The organism is Paenisporosarcina sp. P4_D4 (assembly GCF_056401835.1).
Map to the genome: position 1 here is coordinate 1 of NZ_JBFUIO010000426.1, position 556 is coordinate 556.

At 33.3% G+C, this 556-nt stretch carries 1 protein-coding gene; it reads right to left on the reverse strand.

Features of this window, described 5'->3' with window-relative positions:
• Positions 1-62: 62 nt before the first annotated feature.
• Positions 63-491: a hypothetical protein gene (locus AC1DSL_RS19305; RefSeq protein WP_477533488.1), complete on the reverse strand. Its 429-nt coding sequence runs from the start codon at positions 489-491 to the stop codon at positions 63-65.
• Between the last annotated feature and the right edge of the window lie 65 nt (positions 492-556).

Consider the following 556-nt stretch of genomic DNA (forward strand, 5'->3'; position numbering starts at 1 on the left):
CTATAGGATCATCAACTAGCACGTCAATCAATCCATTTGTATATCTATAAACATAAACCTCTTCAAGTAAAGCACCAGTACCATATACCGAGCGTTAATATTATTATTAGCTCTTTCTTCTGGTCTTTGTTAATATCTTCGTAAAAAATTTCCGGGGCATACGTTGGGTTAGTAACGTTCATCCAAAAAGGTCTGGAGTATGTTTCACCTTTGAAATCGATTTTAAAATCTCGATATTGGCTCTCCAAGTCCTCCATTTTTTTTGCATACAAGGTAATATTCTCTTCAGATGACTTTGCGACAATTTCATACCCTTCAAAGGATACTTTCTCTCTAATTCCAGGCATCTTTACTTCAGAAGAAATATAGGAACTCTCCAATATTTCATACTTATTAGATGCATCACTAAAAAGCGTTGCYTCTTTAGAATGTATAGATAAAGAAAACACTCCTAAAACAATAAATATTATTAATATCCATCCATTTTTCATTTTCATCACCAAGGCTAGCTTTCCCACGATAATGAGTTTTATCCCATCTTAACTATCCTACATAT